Origin of the sequence: Streptosporangium amethystogenes subsp. fukuiense, assembly GCF_042665875.1 — a bacterium.
Taxonomy (GTDB): Bacteria; Actinomycetota; Actinomycetes; order Streptosporangiales; family Streptosporangiaceae; genus Streptosporangium; species Streptosporangium fukuiense.
The window spans coordinates 7,563,418-7,581,661 of the sequence record NZ_JBHTEE010000001.1 but is presented as its reverse complement, the minus strand read 5'-3'; the positions used below and the strand labels follow the sequence as shown (position 1 = coordinate 7,581,661).

The following is an 18,244-nucleotide window of genomic DNA, read 5'->3' as shown; positions in this document are numbered from 1 at the left end:
TGGGCGGTCAGTCCACCGCCTCCCGGATACCCCATAATTCCGGCATACCAAATGCGGAGTTCCAAACAGCCGCAAATTACCGCCAGTGATCTAATCTCCGGACTTCAACCTCAATAACCAACCCGACCTCGTACCTCATTACCCGGATCTCTGTTGCGCCACGCACAGTGATTGGCAATGATGACCACATGAACATCCCAGTCGAAGTCAAGCCGGACTTCATTGAGCGCGTAGCCCGGCGAGGTGACCCAGTAGGGGCCGTGGAGGAGCTCATCTGGAATGGACTGGATGCTGATGCCGAAGAGATTTCGGTAGAGATTGAATCAAATGACCTAGACGGCATCGACTCGATTACGATCACTGATACCGGTCACGGAATACCCGCTGATTCGGTGCACCCAGCCTTCAGCGGAATGGGTGGATCGTGGAAGAAAAATGCCAAAGGGACAAATAATCGTGGGCGACAACTGCATGGCAGACACGGCTACGGCCGGTTCCGAGTCCTCGCACTTGGCTCAACCGCCAGCTGGGTAACGGTTGCAAACTGGCCGACCGCTCGTACCCACACCACCGTACGATTCTCAGATGGAGCCAGCGTCTTCGACCTGGAAGGCAGCCGACTCACCGAGGAGGAACCCGGGACGACCGTCCGTGTTGTCGGGGATGCTCCGAGGAAGAACAGGCTCCTCTCGGAGCGCGTCAGATTTGAGCTCACGAGCCGATTTGCTGCCTACCTCAGCAAGTACCCGGACATAAAGATTTCCTGGCGAGGGCAACAACTCGACCCATCTGAAGTCATCTACCGTCAGGACGAATACGCCCTTGACCTGGATGATGCTGGTACAGCAGCCGCAAGGGACATGACGAGCGCCGGGCCGGTTCTACGTATCGTGGAGTGGTCCACCAAGCCGCAAAAGCGTGAGCTCTTGATCTGCGACGACCAGGGTGTTCACCGCCTGACACTTTCGACAGGAATTCAGGCTCCTGACTTTAATTTCACCGCATATATCCTATGGCATCGCCTTCGCAACCTGTCCGAATACGACTCTCTTGACGGCGAATTTGAGATAGACGACACACCACTTGGGCGAGTCGTAAAGGCGGCGCGCGACCAAATGCGAATACACTTTCGTATGCGAGAAAGCGAACGGACGAAAGAGCAGGTCGAACGCTGGATACAAGAAGGTGTGTATCCCTACAGCGGCCTGCCCGGGTCGGACGTCGAAGTTGCCGAGCGAGCCACATTCGATGATGTCGCGGTATTTTTGAGCCACCATTTCAAGGGCGGAAAGCAAGCTCGACGCACACAATTGGTCTTGCTCAGCGAGGCGCTTCGCAGGCAGCCCACTTCCATATCCAAGGTGCTCGAAGACCTGTTCAGTCTTTCGGTGGCACAGAAGGAACAGATCGAAAGGCTGGTAAGTCGGGCCAGCCTGGGGAACATAGTCGCAGCCAACGCGCAGACCGTCGATCGAGTCGACTTCCTGGCGTTGCTGCGTAACCTGCTCTACGAGCCAGAGGCGAAGTGGGAGCTACGGGAGCGGGACCAACTCCATCGGATGCTGGAAAAAGAGCTCTGGATTTTTGGTGACGAGTTTTCCAGCGCTGTTTCAGAGACAGGGCTCACCGAAGCCCTGGAGCGACACCTGGCGATTCTTGAAGGGACAGCCCCTCGCCGAAACTCCAGGCGACCGGTTCGCCGCGCCGACGGAAGGTCGGGGCGGTTGGATCTCATGCTGTCCGGAGTCACCGGTGCAGATAAAAACAAACGCCATCTCATTGTGGAGCTGAAGCGCCCCAGCCTTACCCTCACGGAAAAAGAGCTCGCCCAGCTACGTAGTTATGCTTTTACAGTGGTATCCGATGATCGATACAAGCACGACGAGAAGACCCGGTGGGACTTCTGGTTGATCGGCAACACAATCGATGAAGCCTTGGAATGGCAGATCAAGGGCTCCGGACTCCCGCCCAACTGCGTCCAGGACGATGGACGAGTTGGCCTGTGGGTATTCCGCTGGGGGCAGATCCTCGATATGTGCGAAGAGCGTGTGCGTAAAACTCAGGAACGACTCAACTACGCATCAAGCGTAGCGCTGGCCGCGGAGTACGCAGAACGCGTGCATGCCGATGCCAATGTAATCCCGCTCCTGCCCCCGGCATAGCCAGACTGATGAAGTGATTCGATTGGTGGGCGACATTCGGAGGCGCTGACTTGGCTCGCGCCTCGTCCAGTACGAGCATGAGGTGCTCGTACTGGACCGCCTCGACGCGCCGGAAGCCGAATTTCTCCAGCACTCGCACCGAGCCGATGTCCCGCCGAAGGGGCCGGCGCAGGGCGGTCCGCTCCCGCCGCGGGTGGAGTGCCCACCCAGATGCCGATGCCCGCCCCTCGAACTTTCGATCGAACAAATATCCAATACATCGAACATATGATCCAAAATTTCTGGACCAGAGCTCCGGTCGAGGTTACGATCTTGCTGTTCGCCGGCCGGGTCGATCGGCCGGTTCTCCACGCTGACGGGGCGCGAAGGCGCCCCATGACTGGACGGGAGATCGCCCTTGAGGCGTGCACTGATCGCGTTGGGTATCGGCTTGAGCGTGTTGGGTTCCACCGTCGTCACCGGGCCGGCACAAGCCGCGAGTGTGCTGGTGGTCCCATTGGCTCCCACGGTGACGACGGCTCAGCAGGTCGCGAGGTTCTGGCTCGCCGACGGGGCCGCCAACCTGAAGAGCGCCACACCGTACGCCGTGCGGACCACGGTCGTCGGGGAACGCCTGTCCACGAACATCGTCCCGGACGGCCCCCCGTTTTCCATCCCGCCAGTGGAGGAGCCGGCCTCGCCGGAGGGGGGAATGCCCACGACCTCGGGCAAGGTGTTCTTCATCGGCAGCGACCTCCAGCCGCACTGGTGCACCGGCACGTCCGTGCAGTCGAAATACCGAAACGTCGTCGCGACGGCGGGTCACTGCCTGTTGGACGTCGAGGCCCCGGCCGGCGCGCTCGCCAAGTGGGTCTTCGTCCCCGGCTACTCCGAGGGCACGACCCCGTTCAACCTGTACGTCGGAAAGCAGGGCCTCGTTCACCATGACTTCGACGACATCCGGGACTACGACCGCGACCTCGCCTTCGTCAACGTGTACAACGGTGTCGTCCTCTCCTCTCCGGACGTGCTGACCGATACCGGGAGGCTGGCCGACAACGTCGGCGGCCAGGGGATCGCGTTCAACCAGCCGCTCGCGCCCACGGTCGACGTCTTCGGCTATCCCGCCGGCCCCAACCCCGACGGCAGCCGGCCCTACCCGGGCGAGAGCCTCGAACGGTCAACCGGATCGACGTTCGCGATGGCGGTCGCGGACCTTCCCATGGACCGGCCGATCGGGGTGGACTCCCCGTTCACCGGTGAAGGCTCTCTCGGTTCCTCGTGGCTGACCCAGTACACGGACGACACCCGCACCGGCTATCTCAACGGCATCACGATCGGCGTTTCCGACACCGATGGCGACAACCGGTACGACACCGGCGTCTCGCCGTACTTCGACGGTGAGTTGCTCACGGTCTACCAGAAGGCCATCAACCTCTGGACCGGCACCATCCGCTCCATCGTTTAGACAGCTCCCGTTCCCGCCGCGTCCGCCCGGAGGGGCGGGCGCGGCGTCATGGTCCAACGGGGAACGCCCACTTCGCCGACCTTCTGACGATCAAAGGTCGACGTTATCCGAAACGCACCTATCAGTGCAGGTCGGAGCCATGATCGCGCGCCGCGTCGAGCTTTCGTCCCCAGTTCGAGTGAGGCACAGGTACCTTCTGCGACTCCTGACTCCGATGCCAGGATCGCAGGATTCTCTATGGGGTTCGCGACTTCTTCCCGGCCGGCCGGACACGCAGGTGGACGACGCCGTTCCCACCGAACTGGCCTGGCACCGAGGGGCGGCGATTCCGGCGCACCGGGGACCGTATCGCCGAGGGATCTCGACCTTGGCGGCCACTATGTGAGTATCGCCTGGACAGCGGGGTCGTCCCTGACGACTTTTCAATCCCTGACCACCTGCCAGGCGTACACTCGAAAACATGACCGCGGCGCACGACTACGACGACGTCCACCACCTCGTTGAGCAGTTGACCCCCGACCAACTGATCGAGGTCCGTGCCCATGCGCTCCGGCTGGTCACCGGCCGCCGAACCTTCGTGCCGTGGAACGAGCTCAAGCGCGCGGCCACCCGCCTGCCACACATCGACTACGCCGAGTTCCGCGACGACATCGACAGCGCCCTCGACCAGCAAACCCTGCTCGGAGACGCTCTGTGAGCGTCCCGCACAACGTCCTACTGGACACCTCCGCGATCATTGATCTTGAAAAACTCGACGAGAAACACCTCGCCCGCAGTCTCGACTGTCAGCCAAGCGATCTTCGCCCAGCCATCAGCTCCATCTCGATGGCCGAACTGGCGGCGGGTCCCCATGCGGCGAAGACCGCTGACGCGCGGGCCGTACGGCAGGCAATGCTTCAGTGGGCGGAATCCACATTCGATCCGATCCCTTTCGACACCGATGCTGCCCGCTCCTACGGGATCATCTACGCCCTTGTTCTGGATCTTGGCCGTCATCCCCGCAAGCGCCTTGCCGATCTTCTGATCGCATCTGTAGCCGCGGCCAACGGTCTTCCTCTGGTCACGCGGAATCCAGACGATTTCATCGGGTTGGAGTCTCAAGTCCAGGTAATCACCGCCTGACGTTCTCGCTGTACTGGACCGTCTCGACGTGCCGGAAACCGCATTTCTCCAGTACCCGCACCGAGCCGACGTTCCCGCCGAACGAGCCTGGCATCGGGGACGACGATTCCGGCGCACCAGGGACCGTATCGCCGAGGGATCTCGACCTTGGCGGCCACCGTGTGAGTATCGCCTGGACAGCGGGGCCGTCCCTGACGATTTTTCAATCCCCGACCACCTGCGGGGTGCGGGAGAATCGGGCGTCTGAAGTGCTACTGGCGGCCCCCTCGGCATGTATCCAGGTAAGGAAGCTCGGGGATATGGGCATTCCACTCGGGGCGGGACAGTGCCCCGTCCTTGGCGCAGATCGCCGCGGCGGCGGTGTTCGGGGCGACGGTGATCTCCAGCAGTCTTCCGTCCTGATGGGAGATGAGCAGCGCCGTCCGGTTGAATGCCACGGTGGCGACGAGGTCGGAGGTGAGTTCGACCCTGGAACCGATCTGCCGGTGCCCGTGCCACTCCCACAGCATGACGTCCTTGTCGGAGACGGACGCGAACATGTCGCCCGGCGGGTAGGGCACGAGAGCGGAGACGGCCATCGTGTGCGCGACCTGCGGCGGGGCGAGTTGCTCGCGCAGTTCCCCGGTCCAGAACGTCACACGACCGGACGCGTCACCGGTCGCGGCCGCGTTCCGCGACAGGAGCACCTCTCCCCGAGCGCGGGCGTCGGCCTGGTACGGCGACACCTTCCCGGTGACGAGGTCCAGCACTGCCCCCTCGGTTCCGGGCGACCGGCGCGTATCGGTGAGGAAGGATCCCTCGCGGGCCAGCAACCGCCGTCCGTCGGGCAGGAAGGCCACGCCCGCGGCCTCCGTCCCGATGCTCCTGAGCCACGTCCGGCTCCCGACGTCCCACAGTTCGAGTTCGTCGACGTCGTCCTGGCTTTCGAAGAAGGAGCTCACCGCCACGGTCCCTCCGTCGGGGGAGAAGACCAGATCGCGTACTCCGTCCGCCGACTGACGCCTCACTGTGAAGTCGCCTGTGCGGGTCCTCGTCGCGACGTCCCAGAGCGTCACCGTGGTCGACTGGGCGTGGATGAGCGCCAGCGTGCGTCCGTCGGGGCTGAACACCGGCGAGTACGGCCCCGCCCCGGGAAGAGACTGGTCCCCCGAAAGGGGCGGGTCATCCGGCCGGATCGCGGCGCCGAGGGGTTTCCGGGTGGCGACGTCCCAGATCTTGACCTGCCAGCCCTCCTGCTTGCCGGTCGCCACGGCCAGTAAGCGGCCGTCGGGGCTGAAGCGCCGCTCGTCGTTGTCTCCCGGGGCGAACGTGCCGAGCGCGGTGGTGTGCGCCGAGAGATCGTACGTCTGCACCGTCCCGAACGGGTCCGCCACCCGGAGGAGACGCCCGTCGTGGGAGATCCGATGAAGCGGAGCCAGTGTCCCCGGGGGGAGCGGGAGGCTCGTCAGCAGCGTGCCATCGGACATGCCCTTGCGTACGCTCCACAGGTTCACCCGATCCTCGGTGTCCGTCCCGGTGAGGAAGCGGCCGTCGCCGCTGAACTCCAGCCGTTCGGCGGGCTCGTACATGGCTGCTTCTGTCGTCTTCTTGCCGGTCGAGACGTCGAACAGCAGGACGCCGTCCTCGTGGGCGGAGACGGCGAGCAGCCGGCCGTCCGGACTGAACGCGCCGGTGGTGGCATTGGACGGCAACCAGGGTGCGTCGACGCGTTCGCCGCGTACGGGGTCCCACAGCTCAAGGCGACGGGCAGACCGCGAACCACCGGTGGCCACGGCGTCCGAGCCGGATGTCACCTCCGCGACCAGGTCCCGAGCCTGAGGAGGAATCACCAACGCGAGCCGGTCGTCCGGACTGATGTGAACGACCTCTTCGGACAGTACCCGGGTCTGCCTCTCGACGTCCCACGTCTCCGTGGCGTCCACTCCCGAGATGGTCAGGAAACGGCCACTGGGGCTGAACCACATGTCGGGCAGGCCCGGATCCTGCCAGGAGACGAGGGGTGAGCCGCTCGGCGCCGGGCCGTGGACCGACCACAGCCACACCCCGGAGAGGTCCGCCACCGCCACGGTGCGCGTTCCGGGTCTGAACGCGAGAGCCATGACCTCCCGATCCCAGCGCACGTCGGCGACCTGCTTCTTCCGGGCAAGGTCGTGGACGCGAAGGGTGCCCGGCTCGCCCGTCCGACCGGGAGTGTAGGAGGCCAGTTCGGCTCCGTCGGAGCTCAGCGTGTACAGCGACCCCGCGGTGCCGTACGGGTCGGTGAAGGCGTCGACCATCGGGCTCGCCATCGAGTCGACCAGCTCTCCCCTGGCCTCGGAGACGGGGGAGATTCGCCACGCCGCGGCGCTCAGCCGGCGGGCCAGCCCCGGATCGGTCAGGCGCAGGGTCGCGGCGCGTTGCGCCACCAGCCGGGCCGTCGTCTCCTCCAGCCGCCCCCGGGCGAGGTCGGCCTGCCGTACGGCGCCCACCGACGCGGCCACGGAGATGATCAGCAGCACGGCCAGGGCGGCCACGATGCCGGACCGCAGGCGCGAGGCACGTCGGGCACGGGCCGCGCTCGCCCGGAGGAAGTCGTTCTCCAGGGGCGTGAGATCGTCACGGTGCTCCGACTCGGCGAGCAGTTTCTCGGCGACGGTCAGATGCGCGCCCCGATACAGGGCGCCGGCGTCGTGGCCGTGCTCGGCCCAGGACGCGGCCGCCTGGGACAGCTGCCGGTGCGCGCGCAGACGATCGCGACCCTCGTCGACCCAGCCCCGCAGCCGTGGCCATGCCCCGATGAGGGCCTCGTGGGCCACCTCCACGGTGTCCTGATGCAGCGTCAGCAGCCGGGCGCCGGCCAGTAGCTCGATGACGAGTCCCGTGTCGACGTCTCCCAGAGGATCCAGTTCCGCGCGGGAGACCGGACGGCGGGTGTCCTCGGCCTGCTCTCCAGGGTTGATCAGCCGGAGCAGGACGCGCCTGGCGATTCTGGCCTGGGCCGGGGAGAGGCGCCCGTACAGCTCCTCGGCGGTGTGACCGGTCGCCCCCCGCACCCCGCCCACGCTCTCGTAGGCGTCGAGCGTCAGCATCTTGCCACGGCGGCGCCGCCAGGTCTCACGCAGCGCGTGCGACATCAGTGGCAGCGCGCCGGGCTCGTCGGCGACGTCCGCGATGATCGCCGCAGTCAGCGCGCGTTCGACCGTGAGGCCGTCGGCCATGGCCGGCCGCACGATCGCCTCCCGCAGTTCGTCCCTGGTCATGGCCCCGACCAGCAGGCCGGTGTCGCGCAGGGATTCGGCGAGCTCGCGGTGCTCGCCGCAGCGCCCGTAGAAATCGGCCCGGACGGCTATGATCACCCGCAGTGCGCTCGCCGGACGCCGTGCACCGACGAGCATGTCCACGAACTCCGCACGCTCGCCCCGGTCGCGGCAGAGCGTGAACACCTCCTCGAACTGGTCCACCACCACCACCGGTGATCCGCCGGCGGACTCGTCGGCGCGCAGCCGGTCGGCGTGACGCATCGGGTGGTCGCCCGGGGTGATGACCACCACCTTCGGCGGTGAGGACGACGTCCGTAGGGCCGGCACGACCCCGGCCCGCAGCAGGGAGGACTTGCCGCTGCCGGACGGCCCGAAAACCGCTACGAAGCGCCGCAGTTCCAGCAGGTCCACTACTTCCCGAACCAACCGTTCGCGCCCGAAGAAACGGGCCGCGTCCTCGGCGTCGTAGGAGGCCAGGCCCAGGTAGGACGGCACAGCCCCATCGTCGTCTCGCATTTCACGCGCCAGTTCCGCGGTCACGTCGCGCCAGCGGGTCTCCCATTCCGCCAGGTCGCCACCGCACGCTTCCACGTAGGCGAGGACGGTCTGCAGCGAGGGCAGGCGTTCACCGGCGGCCGCCTGGGACAGGGTGGTGACCGAACAACCCACGCGCCGCGCCATGTCCCGGTAGGTGAGGCCGCCTGCCTCCTGGCGAAGTTTCCGCAGTGCGTAGGCGAAGCCCGGAACAGGTCCCCCCGCGGGATCCAGCGGTCTTTCGCGACGACCCACTGTTCAGGCGCTCCACCCACTGGACGGCAAAGGTCGCTAGAGAAAACGAAACTACCTAATCGTCCGCACTGGCGCGACTTTCCCGGCCGATTCCCGGTGGAGAAGGCATCTGGCACGCGACGTCCGACGGGCAAGCCGATGCGCACACGCACGGGTACGCGGGCGGTACCCACCGGGTCCGCCTGTCGCCGGCCGGCGAGGCCGCCGACCGCACCCTCGATCTGTTTTGTTTGGGGCTCTGAACAGGGCTGCCGAACAAACAGGCGCCGCATAACTTCGGGCCTCGAAGGCCGTCGGACGACAGCGAGTGCGCTACAGGCCCGCGTTTCGCCCGATGGCGCATCGGCCGGCGGCAGAGTGCCGCCGACCGGACCAGAGGAAGGACGACAAGCATGAACATGCGCCAGAAAGCAGGACTGGCCCTGGCCGCGAGTACCGCGGTCATGACCCTGGCCACTACGGCGCCGGCCCATGCGGCCCCCGTGACGCGCTCCGCGCACGTCATGGTCGTGCAGACGGCGTCGGAGAACCTCGCTCCCACGCTGGGAGCGGTCACTCCGGCGGCCGCGGTAGCGGCGAAGAAGTTCTCATGCAGCCGGGTGAAGGGCTGGAAGCAGCGGCTGGCCTGCCACGCCGTGATGAAGGCGGGCGGCGCGTGGGTGTGGGGGAAGCTGGAGAAGGAGGCGAAGAAGGGATGGGCCAGCTACTCCGCGGCGTTCAACTCGCTCCCCAGGATCTTCAGGTCCTTGCTCTGGAACCACAAGAGGTACTTCTACTGCCTCCTCTCCCCCTGGTGCTGACAAGGTTCCCCGGGCTTGACGGCCCCCGGATCCGCACGGCAAGCCGTTTCCCCGTGCCGTCCACCGAGACGGCACGGGCCCCCGGTGACCGCGTCCGCGGATCGCTGCCCCACGTCTCGAACACCGTTCTCGTAGCGAGAGCCGACACCGGGAGACAGTCCCCATGCTCAGCACGCTGAAGATCTCCGCCGCCGCCGTCGTCGTTTCGGCGGCCCTCGCCCTGGCGCCCGCGGGCGCTGCCGACGCGGCACCGGCGACGACCGCCGGTGCGGGGTCGGCGTCCGCGTCGGCCGGCACCGCTCCGTCCTGCGTCAAGCGCCAATTGATCATTCGCCAGGGGGTCATGCTGACGAACAGGTGCGGCAGGACGATGAGGGTGAAGGTGCTCGTCAAGCGAGGCAAGGACAGCTGGTGCTTCACCATGAAGAAGAATCAGAGGAGATTCTGGGCGTTCGCCCCCCAAGCCGCGTTCGCGAAGTACGAAAGAACCGTCACCTGCTGAAAGCGGCTCCCGCCGGGCGCGCGCCCGGCGGGAGCGGCACCGGCCACAGCCCATCTCCGGTGCCCGACCTTCCGGATGCTCGTACACCACATGCGCGGACGCGTCCGGAGTCAGGCGGGTGCGGAGGAGGCGTCCAGTACCAGCATGAGGTGCTCGTGCTCGCCGTACTGGACCTTCTCGACGTGCCGGAAGCCGCATTTCTCCAGCACCCGCACCGAGCCGATGTTCCCGCTGTAGGGGTCGGCGTAGAGCGGGCGGGTCGGCTCCTGTCGCAGGTGGAGCGCCACCGCCCGGGTGCCGATGCCCCGGCCCCAGAACTCCTGGCCGAACACGTACCCGAGGAAGCGCTTCTCCTCGTCCCACCAGGACACGACATTGCCGGCCACCTTCCCGTCCACGGTGACCGTCCGCACCAGGGCCGTAGGATCTCCCAGGACCCTGCTGGCCCAGTGGGTCATGAATCGCTCCCGATCCCGAGGGACGAACTTCGACCGCCGGACCGTCTCGGGATCGTGCTCATGCTCGAAGAACAGCTCCAGATCGGCCTCTTCGACTTCTCTCAACCGCACATCGCCGCTCATGCCGAGCGAGTGTGGCACAGGGGTACGACAATTCCGGCGCCGAAAGACCTGGGCGACCGCCCCACCGGGTCGGGGGCCCGGGACGTCGTCGTCCCGGGCCCCCGACCCGGTGCCGGCGGTCAGTCGTGCGCCGCCACGGGGGTCGCGACCTCGGGTGTCGCGGACCGTGCCGTCTCCCGTCCGGGCTTGATGACCATGCCGATCACGAAGGTGATCAGGCAGCAGACCCCCATCAGGGCGAACACCTTGAAGTAGGCCGCCTCGGTTCCGAACGTCGTCCCGGGCACGGTGGAGGAGGCGAGCAGCACCGCCCCGACCGAGGTGGCGACGCCCTGGAACGCGGTGCGGGTGACGACGTTGACACCGGTCGCCTCGCTGGTGTTCTCGGCGGGGACCGCCTCGACCACCAGGTTGGGCAGCGCGGTGTAGACGAACGCCGTCGAGATGCCGAGGACGAGAGTGCTCGCGACCAGGCCGACGACGCTCTTGTGCAGCACCGCGAGCATCACGACGCCCGCCACGCCGACGGCCGCGCCGATCATCAGTGAGAGCCGGGCCCCCGCGGCCGCCGAGACGCGCCCGCTGACCGGGGTGAGCACGAAGCCGATGATGGAGGTGGAGAAGGCCAGCATCCCCGCGACGCTCGGGCTCAGCCCGAGACCCACCGGTGCCGTCTCCGGCGTCTGCATCATCAGGGGGAAGAGGAATCCGCTGATACCGAGCGGACCGAGCGCGAGGACCGCGGTGGCGAGCATCGTTAGGGCGAGCTTGTGCTGGAAGAACAGCCGGATATTGATCATCGGGTCGTCGACCCTGAGCTCCCACCACGCCCAGACCGCGAGTATCGCCAGCCCGACCAGGATGAAACCAAGCGTCCTGGCGTCTCCCCAGCTCCAGCTACGGGACTGGGTGACCCCGAACAGCACCAACGCGATGGCGGGGGCGAAGAGCACACCGCCCACATAGTCGATCTTCTGTACTCGCGCGACGACGGTCGAGGGTCGCAGGGCCAGGCAGGCCGCGGCGGCGACGAGCGCCAGGGCGGCGGCGAAGACGAAGATGAGGTGCCAGTCCGCCAGGTCGAGCAGCAGGCCGGAGACGAGGTTGCCCGACGCTCCGGCGATGAGCGCCGCGCCCGCGATGACCGCGACCGCGACCGGTACCCGCTTGGCCGGCAGCATCTCGCGGGCGAGGCCGAAGCAGAGCGGCAGGATCGCCCCGGCGGCTCCCTGGATCGCCCGGCCGACGATCACGCCGGTCAGCGTGCCGGTGGAGAGACTGATCAGCGAACCCACCGCCGAGAGCAGCAGCACGATGATCAGGAGCTTCCGCCGCCCGTAGACGTCACCGAGACGACCGCACAGCGCGGCGGACGCGGCCGCGACGAGAAGGAAGGCCGTCACGCTCCAGCTGACATCCGCGGCGTTGCTCTGGAACGCCGTGATGAACCGGGGCAGGGCGTTGTAGACCATGGTCGTCTCGAAGGCGCTGACGATCTCGGCGATGAGCAGCACCGCGATGACGACCGGAATCGACCGAGGTGGCAGGTTGGCGGCTGACGTACCGGAGGGTGATGACATTCTGGTTTCTCCTCGCATCCGGGAGCACTGCGGCGGGGGGTGGGAAGTGCGGAGACGAAGGTGAACGGGAACGCCGGCGCTCGGCGGAGCGGGGCGTTCCGGCTCACGTCGCGTACGGCCGTTCATGCACGCCGGTACGCGATGCCATAGGGAGGAGGACAGGCACGGACGCCTGTCGGAGGGAGGCCGACGGGGCCCTGTCGCGAGGCTCGCGCGGCAGGGGCTAGCCGGAGCGCGGCCGGAAGTAGGGCAGGTGCAGTCCGGGGCTCACCTCGTGGAAGTCGACCTCGACCGGCATCCCGGCGGTGATCTCCTCGGGCGCGATTCCGATCAGGTCCGTGACCATCTGGTAGCCCTCGTCCAGGTCGACGATGGCGGGCGCGTAGGGCGGGGTGAAGGCGGCGGTGACCGGCCGGTGCACGACCGTCCAGCTGTAGAGGGTGCCGCGGCCCGAGCTCTCCTCCCAGCCGAGGTCGGTGTCCAGGCACTCGCGGCAGACCTCGACCGGCGGGAAGTTGATCGACCGGCAGGCCGCGCAGCGCTGGAAGGTCAGCGTTCCCTCCGCGCAGCGGTTCCAGAACGGGGCGCTCAGCTCGGTGGGCTCGGCGTGCGGCAACTCACCGTGCTGGGGAGCCAGGGGTGTGCTCATGACGACGCCTCCGTGCCGAGCAGAACGACCGAGTTGAACAGGGCTCCGGCTCCGGCGCCGCTGCACAGCGCCACCTCGGCGCCGGGTACCTGCAGCGGTCCCGCCTCGCCGCGAAGTTGCTGGACGCCGCGGATGACGCGCTGGAACATCTGCGGTGACCCGCCCGCGTGGCTGAACGACATCGTTCCGCCGTCCGTGGTGACCGGGTGGCTGCCGGTGACGGCGATGTGCCCGTCCTCGACGAACGGACCGCCCTCGCCCGGCTCGCAGAAGCCGAACGCCTCCAGCTGGCGGATGATCTCGAACGAGAACGGGTCGTATAGTTCGAGGACGTCGACGTCGGAACGTTCCAGGCCGGCGTGCCGGAACGCCCGGTCCGCCGCCCGCCCGCCGATCCGGCCGTTGACCGGGCCGCCGCGACGGCCGGCCAGGTCCCAGCTGGGCGGGAACTGGTAGGCGGGGCCGTAGTAGTCCGCGCCGCCGCCCAGCACGTGGACGGGCTTGCCGGGGATGTCGGCCAGCCGGTCGGCGGCGACCAGGACCAGCGCGCACCCGCCCTCGGAGGTCATCGAGCAGTCCAGCAGGTGGAACGGGTCGGCGATCATCCGGGAGGCGAGGATGTCCTCGGGCTTGAACGGGCCACGTCCGAAGTACACCGCCTCGGGGTTCTGGTGCCCGTTGTTGCGGATGGTCGCGGCGACCGTGGCCAGCTGCTCGGGGGTCGTCCCGTAGGTCGTCATGTGCCGCCGGGCGATCAGGGCGAACTCCGCGGCGGTGAAGAGTCCCCAGGGCGCCACGAACTCGTTCTCCGGCCGGGTCCACGGCGCGGTCGCGTCCCGGTCGACGTACACGCCGGCCGCGGCCGCGACGATGAGGACGACGTCGGCCTGACCTCCCTCGATCGCGTTGGCCGCCTCGACGACGGCGTCGAGGCCGAATCCCCGCCCCTGCCAGGCGGGGCCGAGTCGCAGGTCGTAGATGAGCGCGGACGAATCTCCCTCCGTGATCACCCCGTCGACGTCGGCGAGCGTGAGCCCGGCGTCGCGCAGGGCGCCCAGGGCGGCCGACGCGATCAGTTTCCGGGTCGTCCAGTCCTCCAGGCGTCGCGCCTGCGGGGTGTTGTACACCCCGGCGATCACCGCGCGGCCGGCGCTCACCGGCCCGCCTTTCGCGGCAGGGTTCCGACTCGCTGTCTCACACGCATGTACAACCACCTCAGGAAGTGATCCGCACCACAAGACTCTGGGTCTATTAGATTCACCGTTTCTCACTACGTCAATAGGCGGGACTGTGCAAACTCCACACGATCTCGCACCGATAGTCCGATACATCCCTCTGAAAAACCCGACAGAACAGGCATATCGCAAGCAAGATCAACTTAGGTGAACCTAATTTATTCGGTGATGGACGGTTCCAAAATGCAGGGTTGACAGGACTAAAGGTCCGAGTTGTACTGGTCGCAATTCGCCACGGACCACGGAGGCCCTGTGAGCATCTCCATGCTTCTCTCCATGGCGGCGGCCGCTTTCGCGGACCGCGTCGCCCTCGGGCGCAGAGCGGACGGCATCACCTTCTCCGGCCTTGAGCGGGACGCGAACGCCGGGGCCACCCTGCTCCGGGAGGACGCCGCGGGTTCGGTCGCCTTCATCGGCCAGAACTCACCGCTGCTGCCCACCCTGCTGTTCGCCGGTGCCGCCGCCGGACTCCCGCTGGCCCCGCTGAACTATCGGCTGCCTCGCGATGTGCTGCGCGGCCTGCTCGATCGGCTGGACGCACCGGTGGTCGTCGCGGACTCCCGGTACGTCGAGATCGCCAGGAGTACCGGTCACCGCGTCATCGCGGCCGAGGAGTGGCTGTCCGCCGCCAGGCGGACCGAGCCGGTGCCCGGCCCCGAGGCCGATCCCGGCTCCGCCGCGGTCCTGCTGTTCACCAGCGGCACCACCGCCGATCCCAAGTGCGTCGTGCTGCGCCACTCCCACCTGCTCTCCTACGTCCTGGGCACCGTGGAGTTCGCGTCGGCGGAAGAGCGCGACTGCGCCCTGGTCAGCGTTCCGCCGTACCACGTGGCCGGGATCGGCTCGGCCCTGACCAACGTCTACGCGGGCCGCAGGATGGTCTACCTGCCGGACTTCGACCCCGCCCGCTGGCTGGAGCTCGTGCGCTCGGAGGGGGTGACCGGCGCGATGGTCGTGCCCACCATGCTGGCGCGCGTCGTCGAGCACCTCGGCGGAGCGAACGCGGACTGCCCGGCACTCGCCTCGCTCGCCTACGGGGGCGCGCGCATGCCGCCGCCGGTGCTCGAACAGGCCCTGCGCGCCTTCCCGGAGACCGGATTCGCCAACGCCTACGGTCTGACCGAGACCAGTTCCACCATCGCCGTGCTCGGACCCGAGGACCACCGCAAGGCGATCGAGTCCGACGACCCGGTCGTCCGGGCCAGGCTCGGCTCGGCCGGCCAGGTCGTGCCCGGCATCGAGACGCAGATCCGGGCGGACGACGGATCGGTCCTCGGCCCTGGGACGACCGGTGAGCTGTGGGTCCGCGGCGAGCAGGTGTCCGGGGAGTACCGGGGAGCGGGCTCGGTGCTGGACGCCGACGGCTGGTTCCCCACCCGCGACCTCGCCCGCCTCGACGAGGACGGCTACCTGTTCCTGAGCGGCCGCAACGACGACACCGTCATCCGGGGCGGAGAGAACATCGCGCCCGCGGAGGTGGAGGACGCACTGCTGACCCACCCGGCGGTGGCGGAGGCCGCGGTCGTCGGCGTGCCCGACGACGAGTGGGGTCAACGGCTCGTCGCGGTCGTCGTCCGCCGCGAGGACGCGAAAGCCGATGCCGCGGAGCTACGTGCGCACGTCCGCGGCCTGCTGCGCGGTTCCCGGACACCCGACGAGGTCGTCTTCCGCGACGAGCTTCCCTACACGCCGACGGGAAAGATCATCCGCCGCCATCTCGTCGCCTGGCTCAGCCCTCCCGTGGCGGGCTGAGCCACTCCCCGAACCCGCGGAGAGCCGCGCGGGCAACCATTCAACGAAGGAGTCGATCATGAGTACCGAGGCCGTCGGCCTCCGCGCCGGGCTGCGCCTGAAAAGCCAGGTGTGCGCCACCGAGGTCATCGTCATCCGGCCGGGAACGCGCCCGCTGTCGCTCTGCTGCGGCGGCGTCCCGATGCTCGGACGTGACGCGTCCGGCGCGGCGGAGACGACACCGGTCGCCGAGCGGATGCGCGGGTCACTGCTCGGCAAGCGCTACACCCACCCCGGCGACGACGCCGTCGAGGTGCTGGTGACCGTGGGCGGTGCGGGCTCGCTGTCGGACGGCGAGACCGACCTCGTCCTCAAAGAGGCCAAGCCACTCCCGGCCAGCGACTGATGGGGACCACGGACGGTGCCGTCCTCCTCATCCGTGTCGCGGTCGGAGTGATCTTCATCGTGCACGGTCTCAACCACGCCTTCGGCGGCGGGAAGCTCGCCGGAACGGCCCGCTGGTTCGCGGGCCTGGGCATGCGCCATCCCAAGCTGCAGGCCGTCATGTCGGTCGCGGTGGAGGTCGCGGCGGGCACGGCGCTCGCGATCGGACTGCTGACACCGATGGCGGCGGGCGCGCTGGTCGGTGTCGCGGTCGTCGCCGGGCTCGCCGCCCACGCCCGCAACGGCTTCTTCGTGTTCAAGGACGGCTACGAGTACGTACTGCTGCTCGCGGTGACCTGCCTCGCGGTCGCCCTCGCCGGTCCGGGCGGAGCCTCGCTCGACGCGGTGCTGGGAATCGACGCCCTCGCCGACGGATGGGCCGGGCTGGCGGTCGCCCTTCTCGTCGGCGTGGGTGGCGCGGCCGTCCTGCTCCTCGCGACGTGGCGGCCGGTACGGGACCGGGCCTGAGCCCTCGGCCGTCCCGCCCACGCCTCCCGATCGATCCCGGCCCGCGTCCGAAGGCCCGTACCCGGAAAAAGCGTCCAGGCCGTGTCCCCTCATCCGTCCTGCCAGGCAGGACCAGCCAACGGAGGTTGAAATGAACAAGGACGATCTGATCCTGATCAGCGTCGACGACCACATCGCCGAGCCCGCGGACATGTTCCACGCCCATGTCCCCCAGCGGTACAAGGACCAGGCCCCCAAGGTGATCATCGAGGACGACGGGGTCCAGCAGTGGTACTACGGCGACCTGCGCGGCCGGAACATGGGCCTCAACGCGGTGGCCGGCAAGCCCCGTGAGATGTACAACATCGACGCCAGCAGCTACGACGAGATGCGGCCGGGCTGCTTCAACGTCGACGAGCGGGTCCGGGACATGAACGCGGGCGGCCAGCTCGCGGGCCTGAACTTCCCGAACTGGACCGGGTTCTCCGGGCAGGTGCTCAACCAGGGCCCGGACCGCGACCTCAACCTGATCATGATCAAGGCGTACAACGACTGGCACGTCGACGAGTGGTGCGGCGCCCACCCCGGCCGTTTCATCCCGTGCGGGATCCTGCCGCTGTTCGACGTGGAGGAGGCGGCCAAGGAGATCAGGCGGCTGGCCGACAAGGGCTGCCACGCCGTCACGTTCTCGGAGAACCCCGAGGCGCTGAACATGCCCAGCATCCACACCGACTACTGGTACCCGCTGTTCAAGGCGGCCTCGGACAACAACACGGTGCTCTGCTGCCACGTCGGTTCGTCCTCGCGGATGCCGATGATCTCCACCGACGCGCCGCCGAGCGTGGCGATGTCCATCTCGTCGATGATGAGCACGTACACCCTGCTTGAGCTGATCTGGGCAGAGTTCTGGGGTAAGTTCCCCAACCTGAAGTTCTCCCTCACCGAGGGCGACATCGGCTGGATCCCCTACTTCCTCTGGCGCTCCGAGCACGTGCTCAACCGCCACTCCGGCTGGACCAACGCCACCTTCCCCGAGGGCTACACCGGGCCGACCGACGTGTTCAAGAAGCACCTCTACACCTGCTTCATCACCGACAAGGTCGGCCCCCAACTGATCGACCACTTCAACGAGAACCACGTGTTCTGGGAGTCGGACTACCCGCACTCGGACAGCAACTGGCCCTTCGCGCCCGAGGACGTCATCGAGACGATGGGCCACCTGCCCGACTCGGTGATCAACAAGATCACCCATGAGAACGCGATGAAGGCCTACTCCTTCGACCCCTTCAAGCACATCCCCCGGGAGCAGGCGACCGCCGGATACCTCCGGTCGCAGGCCACCGACGTCGACGTGGTCACCCATGTCGGCCGCGAGGCCAGCCAGCGCGACCGCGACGCCTGGGCCCGGATGACCCGGTTCGGTCAGGCCCGCACCCGCCAGGACGCCTGACCCCCACTGATCGGCCGCCCGCCCGCCTCCTCCCGCGGGCGGGCGCCGTATCCCCCCGACTTCACC

15 protein-coding genes are annotated in these 18,244 nt (G+C 67.6%); 10 read left to right on the top strand and 5 right to left on the bottom strand.

What is annotated here, in order from left to right; genetic code table 11:
* Nucleotides 1-188: 188 nt before the first annotated feature.
* The 4 genes from ACFQVD_RS33670 to ACFQVD_RS33655 all read left to right on the top strand — a co-directional run bounded on the left by ACFQVD_RS33670 (nucleotide 189) and on the right by ACFQVD_RS33655 (nucleotide 4,731).
* Nucleotides 189-2,162 carry an ATP-binding protein gene (locus ACFQVD_RS33670; RefSeq protein WP_343962443.1) on the top strand — a complete coding sequence of 658 codons (1,974 nt, stop codon included), beginning with the start codon at nucleotides 189-191 and terminating at the stop codon, nucleotides 2,160-2,162.
* Nucleotides 2,163-2,598: 436 nt separating this feature from the next.
* Nucleotides 2,599-3,609 (top strand): trypsin-like serine peptidase, encoded by a 1,011-nt coding sequence (locus tag ACFQVD_RS33665; RefSeq protein WP_343962441.1) that lies wholly within the window; start codon nucleotides 2,599-2,601, stop codon nucleotides 3,607-3,609.
* A 460-nt stretch (nucleotides 3,610-4,069) separates the two neighbouring features.
* A complete protein-coding gene (locus ACFQVD_RS33660; protein ID WP_343962439.1) occupies nucleotides 4,070-4,306 on the top strand; it encodes a hypothetical protein in 237 nt (78 codons plus the stop codon).
* On the top strand, nucleotides 4,303-4,731 hold the full coding sequence (locus ACFQVD_RS33655) for a type II toxin-antitoxin system VapC family toxin (protein WP_343962436.1): 429 nt from the start codon (nucleotides 4,303-4,305) through the stop codon (nucleotides 4,729-4,731). The genes ACFQVD_RS33660 and ACFQVD_RS33655 overlap by 4 nt, the downstream gene beginning before the upstream one ends.
* Nucleotides 4,732-4,982: 251 nt before the next feature.
* Here ACFQVD_RS33655 and ACFQVD_RS33650 read toward each other — a convergent pair whose 3' ends face one another.
* Nucleotides 4,983-8,759: an nSTAND1 domain-containing NTPase gene (locus ACFQVD_RS33650; protein WP_343962434.1), complete on the bottom strand. Its 3,777-nt coding sequence runs from the start codon at nucleotides 8,757-8,759 to the stop codon at nucleotides 4,983-4,985.
* A 392-nt stretch (nucleotides 8,760-9,151) separates the two neighbouring features.
* Between ACFQVD_RS33650 and ACFQVD_RS33645 the strand changes: the two genes are divergently transcribed.
* Entirely contained in the window at nucleotides 9,152-9,559 is a 408-nt protein-coding gene (locus tag ACFQVD_RS33645; RefSeq protein WP_343962432.1) for a hypothetical protein, read from the top strand.
* Nucleotides 9,560-9,722: 163 nt separating this feature from the next.
* Nucleotides 9,723-10,061 carry a hypothetical protein gene (locus ACFQVD_RS33640; protein WP_343962430.1) on the top strand — a complete coding sequence of 113 codons (339 nt, stop codon included), beginning with the start codon at nucleotides 9,723-9,725 and terminating at the stop codon, nucleotides 10,059-10,061.
* A gap of 110 nt (nucleotides 10,062-10,171) precedes the next feature.
* Here ACFQVD_RS33640 and ACFQVD_RS33635 read toward each other — a convergent pair whose 3' ends face one another.
* From ACFQVD_RS33635 to ACFQVD_RS33620, 4 genes are all read right to left on the bottom strand, one after another.
* Nucleotides 10,172-10,642 (bottom strand): GNAT family N-acetyltransferase, encoded by a 471-nt coding sequence (locus ACFQVD_RS33635; protein ID WP_343962428.1) that lies wholly within the window; start codon nucleotides 10,640-10,642, stop codon nucleotides 10,172-10,174.
* 119 nt (nucleotides 10,643-10,761) lie between these two features.
* Entirely contained in the window at nucleotides 10,762-12,222 is a 1,461-nt protein-coding gene (locus tag ACFQVD_RS33630; RefSeq protein WP_343962426.1) for an MFS transporter, read from the bottom strand.
* 223 nt (nucleotides 12,223-12,445) lie between these two features.
* Nucleotides 12,446-12,871: a Zn-ribbon domain-containing OB-fold protein gene (locus ACFQVD_RS33625; protein ID WP_343962424.1), complete on the bottom strand. Its 426-nt coding sequence runs from the start codon at nucleotides 12,869-12,871 to the stop codon at nucleotides 12,446-12,448.
* A complete protein-coding gene (locus ACFQVD_RS33620) occupies nucleotides 12,868-14,028 on the bottom strand; it encodes a thiolase family protein (protein WP_343962422.1) in 1,161 nt (386 codons plus the stop codon). Before ACFQVD_RS33620 ends, ACFQVD_RS33625 begins: the two co-directional genes overlap by 4 nt.
* Before the next feature lie 330 nt (nucleotides 14,029-14,358).
* Here ACFQVD_RS33620 and ACFQVD_RS33615 point away from each other — a divergent pair, with 330 nt between their 5' ends.
* The 4 genes from ACFQVD_RS33615 to ACFQVD_RS33600 all read left to right on the top strand — a co-directional run bounded on the left by ACFQVD_RS33615 (nucleotide 14,359) and on the right by ACFQVD_RS33600 (nucleotide 18,178).
* On the top strand, nucleotides 14,359-15,858 hold the full coding sequence (locus ACFQVD_RS33615) for a class I adenylate-forming enzyme family protein (protein WP_343962419.1): 1,500 nt from the start codon (nucleotides 14,359-14,361) through the stop codon (nucleotides 15,856-15,858).
* A 58-nt stretch (nucleotides 15,859-15,916) separates the two neighbouring features.
* Nucleotides 15,917-16,243, top strand: coding sequence for a hypothetical protein (locus ACFQVD_RS33610; RefSeq protein WP_343962417.1), 327 nt, complete (start codon nucleotides 15,917-15,919; stop codon nucleotides 16,241-16,243).
* Nucleotides 16,243-16,749 carry a DoxX family protein gene (locus ACFQVD_RS33605; protein ID WP_343962415.1) on the top strand — a complete coding sequence of 169 codons (507 nt, stop codon included), beginning with the start codon at nucleotides 16,243-16,245 and terminating at the stop codon, nucleotides 16,747-16,749. The genes ACFQVD_RS33610 and ACFQVD_RS33605 overlap by 1 nt, the downstream gene beginning before the upstream one ends.
* Nucleotides 16,750-16,879: 130 nt before the next feature.
* Nucleotides 16,880-18,178 carry an amidohydrolase family protein gene (locus tag ACFQVD_RS33600; RefSeq protein ID WP_343962413.1) on the top strand — a complete coding sequence of 433 codons (1,299 nt, stop codon included), beginning with the start codon at nucleotides 16,880-16,882 and terminating at the stop codon, nucleotides 18,176-18,178.
* The last annotated feature ends 66 nt before the right edge of the window (nucleotides 18,179-18,244 follow it).

Excerpts from the sequence above, each read along its gene's own strand:
- ACFQVD_RS33670 (WP_343962443.1), top strand. The coding sequence starts at position 189 with ATGAACATCCCAGTCGAAGTCAAGCCGGACTTCATTGAGCGCGTAGCC.
- ACFQVD_RS33660 (WP_343962439.1), top strand. The coding sequence starts at position 4,070 with ATGACCGCGGCGCACGACTACGACGACGTCCACCACCTCGTTGAGCAG.
- ACFQVD_RS33645 (WP_343962432.1), top strand. The coding sequence starts at position 9,152 with ATGAACATGCGCCAGAAAGCAGGACTGGCCCTGGCCGCGAGTACCGCG.
- ACFQVD_RS33640 (WP_343962430.1), top strand. The coding sequence starts at position 9,723 with ATGCTCAGCACGCTGAAGATCTCCGCCGCCGCCGTCGTCGTTTCGGCG.
- ACFQVD_RS33635 (WP_343962428.1), bottom strand. The coding sequence starts at position 10,642 with ATGAGCGGCGATGTGCGGTTGAGAGAAGTCGAAGAGGCCGATCTGGAG.
- ACFQVD_RS33630 (WP_343962426.1), bottom strand. The coding sequence starts at position 12,222 with ATGTCATCACCCTCCGGTACGTCAGCCGCCAACCTGCCACCTCGGTCG.
- ACFQVD_RS33625 (WP_343962424.1), bottom strand. The coding sequence starts at position 12,871 with ATGAGCACACCCCTGGCTCCCCAGCACGGTGAGTTGCCGCACGCCGAG.
- ACFQVD_RS33610 (WP_343962417.1), top strand. The coding sequence starts at position 15,917 with ATGAGTACCGAGGCCGTCGGCCTCCGCGCCGGGCTGCGCCTGAAAAGC.
- ACFQVD_RS33605 (WP_343962415.1), top strand. The coding sequence starts at position 16,243 with ATGGGGACCACGGACGGTGCCGTCCTCCTCATCCGTGTCGCGGTCGGA.
- ACFQVD_RS33600 (WP_343962413.1), top strand. The coding sequence starts at position 16,880 with ATGAACAAGGACGATCTGATCCTGATCAGCGTCGACGACCACATCGCC.